Genomic DNA, 8,829 nt, shown 5'->3' with positions numbered 1-8,829 from the left:
TTCTCAGCGCGCTCTGACTTATCCTGTCCGCTGTATTCCACGTGCGCGGCGCGAATAACAGCCAGCGGCGCGGACGTCGCAGTGAGGGTCGGCCGTTCGGCTGCGGACTCCGCCACCGGCGCGGTGCGGGATTCACCCCGCCCGGCCCCGCGCTCAACGCGTTCACTCTTGCGATCCGGGCTGCGCAAATCGAGCGCGGCCTGTACGCCGGTTACGCCGGGCACGATCTCCGGCTCGGCATTCTTCGCCGCACGGGCGCCCTTTGACCGCTTGGGCTTGGCGACCACGGCGGGCGCGGCAGCCATCACCTCGTCGAGCGCTTTCTTGGCTGCGGCCTGCTCGGCCGCACGACGGCTTGCGCCGGAGCCGGACACCTTGACTTCCAGCTTCGGTACCGTGCATTCGACTTCAAATTGCTGATTGTGCGCCGCACCATGAGTCGCCACGACCGTGTACGTAGGCAACGCGATCTTGTGACCCTGCAGATATTCCTGCAGCAGCGTCTTGGCGTCTTTGCCGAGCGTGCGCGGGTCGATGTGATCGAGAATCGGCACGTAAAGGCGCTTGATCACCGTTTGGGCGGCATCGAACCCGCCGTCGAGGAACACCGCGCCCAGCACGGCTTCGAGCGTGTCAGCAAGGATCGAGGGGCGGCGGAAGCCACCGCTGCGCAGTTCGCCCTCACCGAGACGCAGCCCTTCGGAGATATTCAGGGCCTGAGCGATTTCGTAAAGCGACTGCTGTTTGACCAGATTGGCGCGGACGCGCGACAGATCGCCTTCGTCGAGTTTGCCGAAACGTTGGAACAAAAGCGCAGCCACCGCGCAATTTAGAACGGAGTCGCCGAGAAACTCGAGCCGTTCGTTGTGCGTGGAACTATGACTGCGGTGCGTTAAAGCCTGGCGCAACAATTCCGCATTGCGAAATTCGTAGCGCAGACGGCTTTCCAACGGAGATAGGGGCATGGGCAGAGTATAACGCGGGCGCCTGCCCCGGCGAAAACGCGGGACGGCTTGCGGAAAAAGCGTGGTGAAGCGACGTTACCGCGGATTCTTAAAGTAGCGTGCTAACACGCCGCGACCGATGTGCCCTAAGTGTGGGCCACCTGTGCGGCGTGTCGTGCAATCAAGGCATGCGTGCTCAGTGGAATGGGCCGATGCGTTTCAGATTGCTGAAGTTCATCCAGATGAAAAACGCGCGACCGACGATATTCTGATCCGGCGCAAAACCCCAGTAGCGACTATCCGCGCTGTTATCGCGGTTGTCGCCCATCATGAAGTAATTGCCAGGCGGCACTTTGCAGATCACGCCGCGTGCGTTGTACGTGCAGTTATCGCGATACGGATAATCTTCCGCACCGACGATAAACGGCGGCACGGCCGGGTTGTTCAGAATCACGTTCTTGCGGCCGTCGAGATCTTCTTCGAATTGCTTGGCATAGCCAAGGCGCTCTTCGTCGAGGTAGTCAGGCAGCGGCGTTTCCGGCACCGGTTTGCCGTTGATCGTCAGTTGCTTGTCCTGATAAGCGACGGTGTCGCCCGGCAGGCCGATCACGCGCTTGATGTAGTCGACGGATTCGTCTTTCGGGTAGCGGAACACCACCACGTCGCCGCGCTCGAGCGGCCGGCCTTCGGTGATCTTCGTGTTGGTGATCGGCAGACGGATGCCGTAGTCGAATTTGTTGACGAGGATGAAGTCGCCCACCAGCAACGTCGGCACCATCGAGCCCGAAGGAATCTTGAACGGCTCAACCACGAACGAGCGCACCACGAACACCACCAGAATCACCGGGAAAAAGCTCGCCGAATACTCGAGCCACCACGGTTGACGCAACTTGTCGTCACGCAGACGGGCGCGCGTTTGCGCCGCGTTTTCGTCGGCGAAACGCTCACCGACGCGTGCCTGCTGGCGGTCAAACTCAGCGACCACGGCTTCCGCCGCGCGCCGCCGTTGCGGCATGAAAACCAGTTTGTCTGCGACCCATGCGACGCCCGTCAAAATGACGAGCACAAAAAGAATCAGCGCAAAATTCATAGGGTTCCGTTGTTCGTCTTATTTGTCTTCGACACGCAGGATCGCGAGGAAAGCCTCTTGCGGAATCTCGACCGATCCCACCTGCTTCATTCGCTTCTTGCCTGCCTTTTGTTTCTCGAGCAGTTTCTTCTTACGGGAAATATCGCCGCCGTAGCATTTTGCCAGCACGTTCTTACGCAACGCTTTAATGTTTTCGCGCGCGATAATGTTCGAGCCGATGGTGGCCTGAATCGCGACGTCGTACATCTGCCGCGGAATCAACTCGCGCATCTTCGCCGCCACTTCGCGGCCGCGATACTGGCTTTGCGAACGGTGCACGATCACCGACAACGCGTCGACCTTGTCGCCGTTGATCAGCATGTCGACCTTCACGACGTCTGCCGCGCGGTATTCCTTGAACTCGTAATCCATCGACGCGTAGCCGCGTGAGATCGACTTCAGACGATCGAAGAAATCGAGCACGACTTCGCCCATCGGGATTTCGTAGGTCAACTGCACCTGCCGGCCGTGATACTGCATGTTGATCTGCGCACCGCGCTTTTGCGTGCATAGCGTGATCACCGCGCCGACGTAGTCTTGCGGCATGTACAGATTAACGGTGACGATCGGCTCGCGCACTTCTTCGATCTTCGACGGCTCCGGCATCTTGGCCGGATTTTCGACCATGAGGATCGTGCCGTCGCGCTGCAGGACTTCGTACACCACGGTCGGCGCCGTGGTGATCAGGTCCATGTCGAATTCGCGCTCGAGACGCTCCTGCACGATCTCCATGTGCAGCAGGCCGAGGAAGCCGCAACGGAAACCGAAGCCAAGCGCCTGCGAGACTTCCGGCTCGTACATCAGCGAGGCGTCGTTCAGCTTCAGCTTTTCCAGCGAGTCACGCAGCGCATCGTACTGGTTCGCTTCGACCGGATAGAGGCCGGCGAACACCTGCGGCTTCACTTCCTTGAAGCCCGGCAGCGGCTCGGCGGCCGGACGGTTCACCAGCGTGACGGTATCGCCCACTTTCGCCGCAGCCAACTCCTTGATGCCGGCGATGATGAAGCCCACCTGCCCGGCCGACAACGACTCGAGATTCTTCGACTTCGGCGTGAACACACCGATGTGTTCGACCGGGTACTGCGCGCCGGTCGCCATCATGCGGATCTTGTCTTTCGGACGCAGCGTGCCGTTGACGATACGCACCAGCATCACGACGCCGACGTAGTTGTCGAACCACGAGTCGATGATCAGCGCCTGCAGCGGTGCCTCCGGGTCGCCCTTAGGCGGCGGCACTTTAGCGATCAGCGCTTCGAGCACGTCTTCCACGCCGAGGCCTGTCTTCGCGCTACAACGCGTAGCGTCGGTGGCGTCGATACCGATCACGTCTTCGATTTCTTCGATCGCGTTCTCGGGATTCGCGGCCGGCAGGTCGATCTTGTTGAGTACCGGAATGACGTCGACGCCAAGCTCGATCGCCGTGTAGCAGTTGGCGACGGTTTGCGCTTCCACGCCCTGGCTTGCGTCGACGACCAGCAACGCGCCTTCACATGCGGACAGCGAGCGGCTGACTTCGTACGAGAAGTCGACGTGGCCCGGCGTGTCGATCATGTTCAGGTTGTAGATCTGCCCGTCACGGGCCTTGTACGTCAATGCGGCGGTTTGTGCCTTGATGGTAATGCCGCGCTCGCGCTCGAGATCCATCGAGTCGAGCACTTGGGATTCCATCTCGCGGTCGGACAAGCCACCGCAGATCTGGATGATGCGATCCGCGAGCGTCGACTTGCCATGGTCGATGTGCGCAATGATCGAGAAGTTACGAATATGATCCATTCAGTACCGATCAAGCGAAAAAGGCGCGCTCGGACAATAGCGGAGCACGCCTTGTAAGTAGGTGAAAAACCTATCTATTTTAGCCGAAAAGGCTATCGCCCGGCGCATCTTGCGAGGCTCGGGCGGAAAAGACGGCTCAGGAGAGGCGTGAAACGGGGTGTGAACGGCGCAGGTTCGCGCCTGGTTTGGACCTGGTTTGGACCCTTAGCTGGATCCCAAATGCGTGGATCCCGAATGTGCCGCCACAACGCGTGCGGCGAGCGCGGCACGAACCCGCGCCCCATCCAGGTGATAGTGACACAGTTCGACCCCGTCGCAGACCAGAACCGGCACCAGTTCGTTATAACGGGCTTCCAGCACCGGATCGGTGTCGATGTCGATCACGACCACCTGCGCGCCGAACTCAACCAGCAAAGGTTCGAGTGCGGCACGCATGTCGTCGCATAAGTGGCACCACGCGCGCCCGTAAAGCGTGAGCGGCGGCGCCTTCGTCATTTCTGCGCGCTGCGCGGGCGAATCGGCACGAACTGCGTGTTTTCGCCGCGACGGACCAGCAACGCGACCATCTTCTGCGGATCGAGGTGCGAAGTCAGGTCGTCGAACTGCTTCGCACTCGTGATATCCGTGTCGCCCACACGCAGGACGATGTCACCCTTTTGCAGCCCGACGCGCACGGCCGGACCGTCCACCGCGTCGATCTGCACACCGTTGTGCAGCTTCAGCGCCTTCATCTGGTCGGCGGGGATATCGCTCACGGCAAGACCCAACCCGTTCGTAGCGCGCTGCTTCGGCACCGGCGGTTTTTTGTCATCCACCTTGGTGGTCTTGTCCGGCTGCATCTCAGCAATCGTGACCGGCAGATCGCGCGTCTGACCCTTGCGCCAGATCGTGACGGTCGACTTGGTGCCCGGCTTCGTATCGCCGACCATGCGCGGCAAATCCGTTGCCGTGTCGACCGAATGGCCGTTGAACTTCAGGATGATGTCGCCCGGCTGCACGCCGGCTTTGTCTGCCGGACCACCCGGTTCGACGCTGCTGACCAGCGCGCCCTGCGCCTTCGGCAGACCGAGCGAATCGGCCACGTCCTTCGTCACTTCACCGATCGCCACCGCGATCCGGCCGCGCACGACCTTGCCCGATGCCTTCAGTTGATCGGCCACGCGCATCGCCTCGTCGATCGGAATTGCGAACGAGATGCCCATGAAGCCGCCAGTACGGCTGTAAATCTGTGAATTGATGCCGATCACTTCGCCCTGCATGTTGATCAGCGGACCGCCTGAATTACCCGGATTGACCGCCACATCGGTCTGGATGAACGGCAGATAATCGCCCGTGTCGCGCCCCTTGGCGCTGACGATGCCGGCCGTCACCGTGTTCTCGAGACCGAACGGCGAACCGATCGCGACCACCCACTCGCCCACACGTACCTTGTTCGAGTCGCCGATCGTGATGGTCGGCAAATTGGCGGCGCTGATCTTCACGACAGCAACATCGGTCCGATCGTCCACGCCGATCAGCTTCGCCTTGAATTCGCGCTTGTCGGTGAGGGTGACGTAAATGGTGTCCGCGTCGTCCACGACGTGGGCGTTGGTCATCACGTAGCCGTCCGCCGACAGAATGAAGCCTGAGCCGACGCCGCTGTTCTGTTCTGTATCACCGTTATCCGGCGAGTCCTGGCTGCCGCCGCTACCGCTCCCACCGTTATCGCCACCGCGCGGCGAACCAGGCGAACCAGGCGATTGCGGAGACTGCGGCAACGGGATGCCAAAGAAACGGCGGAAGAACTCCGACATGTCTCCGTCGTCCATGCCTGGCGGCAATCCGCCGCGGGCACCGCTGTTCGACACGCGCGTAGTCGTGCGAATGTTGACGACTGCCGGGCCGACCTTGTCGACGAGGTCAGTGAAATCGGGCAGATTGGCTGCTGCGGGAGCCGCAGACGCCATGTGCGGCATTAGCGGCAAACACGCCGCTACCACCGCGGCCGCGAGAAATTTGCGCACCGAGAAAGTCGTCATATCGTAGCAAGCCGAGGGATTCGAGTGATTCGGAAGGTTACTTCGGAGCTTTATATTCTATGGCAGACGCAAATTGCTGCAATGTGGTCTGGGGCACTTCACCAAGCAGAGTAATCCAGAAGTCGCCGCGCCGCTTGACCAGTACGTGTGTGGCCCCGCTGCTGCCCGCACCTTCCTTGCGGGTGTTGTTCTCGACCGGCTCGACAAACACCGAAATGGCCGCGAGGCCGTCGGAGAATACGGCCTGATCGACCGGAATGGTCGGCTGGCCAGCCTCACGCGCAGCCATTGGGCGGCGCAGTTCTCGAATCATATGGAAGCCGGGCACCGTCGGCGTGATCTGCCAGCCTTGCGCGGCCATATCGACCGGCTCGACCGGCGGACGCACGACCGTCCAGCCTGCCGTATTACGAATACCGTTGACGATGGCAGTCTTGTCGACCGGCACGCCGATACGAATCTGCGAAAACGACAACTGCTCGAGCACCTGGCCGTTCGGATCAAGCGTCTGCGCACGCAGCAGCAGGCCCGTCTTCTTGTCGGCCCATAGCTTGTACGCAAAACGGTAAGCGTCTTTCGGGTCGAGCTCGATCACCTGGCTGTCGATACCCGCGACGCGGTCGTCGCCCAGCAGCTTCGGGTCGTACACCGACAGCACCTGCTCGCCGCTTACAGCCAGCAGCGCAGGGAACGAATCTTTGTTCTGGCGCTTCTCGACCACGCACAGATGCCGCTCAGGCACGAACGTGTAGAGATCTTCGTTATGGCGAAGCATTTTGCGCGGCTTGCCGTCGAGGCTTTCGAGTTGCTCGAAATCGCCGTCAGTGCGGGTCGCGTAGTGCGCGATCCGCGACGTCTGAACGAAATTGCCACGCTGATAGACGAACGCGCCCTCGTAGTTCTGCTGCTGGGCGGCCTGATGGATTCGATCGAGCAGCTCCGCGGCCGTGCGACGGGCGACGAGCGGATCGTCGGTTTGTGCAAAGACCCGCGGTGTAGCGGACAACAATACGGCTGCGCAGAACAGAAATGCCGGCAGCCGCCCCCAGATAGTCGTTTTATTCAACCGCGGAGTCTGCATCAAACTATTGGCCTTGCGTAGAAACTGCGGCAGCGCGAATCAGCGGCATCGAGCCCGGCATGACCGGTTGTTGCGCGAATTGCTGGTGAGCTTCCAGATACTGATCGAGACTTGCGTCACGAATGATGTTGGCGTCCTGCACGACCGGCTGGACCGTCGCGACGGGCACCGACGCCATGGCCACGCGTTGCAGCGAATCGCCATGCGACTGGAGCGACGCGACTTGCGCCATGCCCGTGCCGCCCGGCACGCCTTGCAATTGCGGCACGACGATCCACGTCAGCGTGGCAGCGGCAGCGGCGACAGCAAAGGCCGGCACAACGCGGCGGCGCAACGCCAGCAAACGGCGCGCAGCCGGCATGGCAGCAGGCGCGAGCACGTGCGGCTCGTTGTCGAAACGTGCGGCAAAACCGCTCAGGAACGCACTGCTCGCCGCCGGGCTGACCGCCAGATCGTCGGAACGCAGGGCGTCGCCGATCAGGTGATAGCACGACCAGGCGGCACGATCCTGGCCGTCCAGTTCGGAAACAAACGTGTTCAGATGCTCTTCGCCGAACAACTCGCCGTCGACAAAAGCGGACAGACGCTCGCCGCGCGAGCTGGCTTGCGATTGCATCGAGACCGACCCCATGATGCTCCCCATCTTACAAATACCCCGTAGTGACACCACTAATCCAGATATTGCACCCGCGCCCCGCCCGGCAGACTGGTGTTTACCAGCGCTTGCCTTCAGGTGTGTCAAGCAACGGACGCAATTTTGCCGCAATGGCTTCGCGAGCGCGGAAAATTCGTGATCTGACTGTGCCAATTGGGCAACCCATCATCTCAGCGATTTCCTCGTAACTCAAACCTTCAATTTCACGAAGAGTAATGGCGGTGCGCAACTCTTCCGGTAAAACCGCCATCGCAGCATTGACCGTCTCAGCGATCTGCTTGCTCATCAACATCGACTCAGGCGTGTTGATATCCCTTAGTTGGTCGGCGTCCGAGAAAGTTTCAGCTTCTTCAGCATCTGCTTCGGTCGAAGTCGGTGCGCGCCGCCCCTGGGTCGCAAGGTAGTTCTTTGCCGTATTGACCGCAATCCGGTACAACCACGTATAAAAGGCCGATTCCCCGCGAAACTGCGGCAACGCCCGATACGCCTTGATAAAGGCGTCCTGGGCGACGTCTTCCACTTCGGCGGGGTCCCGCACGAGGCGGGAGATCAGCCGGAGAATCTTACGGTGGTATTTGGTGACCAGAAGCTCGAACGCGGCCTTGTCGCCCTTCTGGACGCGCTCGACCAGCAACTGATCAATTTCTTTTTCGCTCACCTGATAAATCCGTTAACTATTGGGCGCATGGCGGGGGACCATTGTAGCGTCCCCATCATCTCGGCACGTTACTCCGGTAACAGCGGTTACAGTCGTTACAGTCAGGCGCCGGCGCCACGCCGGCCCAGCACGGCCAGCTCCCGAAAGACGGACGCTGGAAGCGCGTCAGCGGCAAGAAGTAGCGTGCGGGCGCGCCCATGGTCCGGCACCAACGCCAGAACGAGCAAGCGACCGCTCCATTGCGAACAGCCGGCAATGCGGCCCTGCGTCAGCAAACCGCCTGCCCGGTTCCAGGCAGACAATCCGTCCGGGCCGATTTTCAGCGCGACGGGCTGCGCATGCTCATGTTTTACCGCACAGAGCATCAGCAGCGCCCCCACGGCAAGCGTCAACGGAACAGCCTGCCAGGCACCCAGACGCGACGCGAAGCAGGTATAGGTGGCCAACGTCGCAATCAGGACGAATGCCCCCAAAGCGGCGCGCATGGCGACGGAGCGCCGCAACGTAATCCGTTGCGGCGCTCCGTCGGACGTTGCCGATTCGAGGGAAACCGCCGGGCAAGCCGGCTTTT

Annotated in this window: 9 protein-coding genes; all 9 read right to left on the bottom strand. The window is 61.1% G+C overall.

Annotated elements, in window-relative coordinates; genetic code table 11:
• Positions 1 to 965, bottom strand: a 965-nt coding sequence (rnc, locus tag GNZ12_RS15810; protein WP_172311294.1) for a ribonuclease III, incomplete at its 3' end; no start/stop codon positions are given.
• Positions 966 to 1,140: 175 nt separating this feature from the next.
• Entirely contained in the window at positions 1,141 to 2,034 is an 894-nt protein-coding gene (lepB, locus tag GNZ12_RS15805; RefSeq protein ID WP_172311292.1) for a signal peptidase I, read from the bottom strand.
• Positions 2,035 to 2,052: 18 nt separating this feature from the next.
• Positions 2,053 to 3,846 (bottom strand): translation elongation factor 4, encoded by a 1,794-nt coding sequence (gene lepA, locus GNZ12_RS15800; RefSeq protein WP_172311290.1) that lies wholly within the window; start codon positions 3,844 to 3,846, stop codon positions 2,053 to 2,055.
• A 204-nt stretch (positions 3,847 to 4,050) separates the two neighbouring features.
• The gene (locus GNZ12_RS15795; RefSeq protein ID WP_172311288.1) at positions 4,051 to 4,341 is read right to left on the bottom strand and encodes a glutaredoxin family protein; all 291 of its coding nucleotides are present in this window, start codon (positions 4,339 to 4,341) and stop codon (positions 4,051 to 4,053) included.
• Positions 4,338 to 5,864, bottom strand: coding sequence for a DegQ family serine endoprotease (locus GNZ12_RS15790; protein ID WP_172311286.1), 1,527 nt, complete (start codon positions 5,862 to 5,864; stop codon positions 4,338 to 4,340). The genes GNZ12_RS15795 and GNZ12_RS15790 overlap by 4 nt, the downstream gene beginning before the upstream one ends.
• 37 nt (positions 5,865 to 5,901) lie before the next feature.
• Positions 5,902 to 6,945, bottom strand: a complete 1,044-nt coding sequence (locus tag GNZ12_RS15785; RefSeq protein ID WP_172311284.1) for a MucB/RseB C-terminal domain-containing protein — start codon at positions 6,943 to 6,945, stop codon at positions 5,902 to 5,904.
• 4 nt (positions 6,946 to 6,949) lie between these two features.
• Positions 6,950 to 7,576, bottom strand: coding sequence for a sigma-E factor negative regulatory protein (locus GNZ12_RS15780; RefSeq protein WP_172311282.1), 627 nt, complete (start codon positions 7,574 to 7,576; stop codon positions 6,950 to 6,952).
• Positions 7,577 to 7,658: 82 nt separating this feature from the next.
• On the bottom strand, positions 7,659 to 8,258 hold the full coding sequence (gene rpoE, locus GNZ12_RS15775) for an RNA polymerase sigma factor RpoE (protein WP_172311280.1): 600 nt from the start codon (positions 8,256 to 8,258) through the stop codon (positions 7,659 to 7,661).
• A gap of 101 nt (positions 8,259 to 8,359) precedes the next feature.
• Entirely contained in the window at positions 8,360 to 8,743 is a 384-nt protein-coding gene (locus tag GNZ12_RS15770) for a protein YgfX (RefSeq protein ID WP_172311278.1), read from the bottom strand.
• Positions 8,744 to 8,829: the final 86 nt, after the last annotated feature.

The sequence above is a fragment of the Paraburkholderia solitsugae genome (assembly GCF_013177695.1).
Lineage (GTDB): Bacteria > Pseudomonadota > Gammaproteobacteria > Burkholderiales > Burkholderiaceae > Paraburkholderia > Paraburkholderia solitsugae.
The sequence above is the reverse complement of the archived record's forward strand: the minus strand, read 5'-3'. Positions and strand labels throughout refer to the sequence as shown.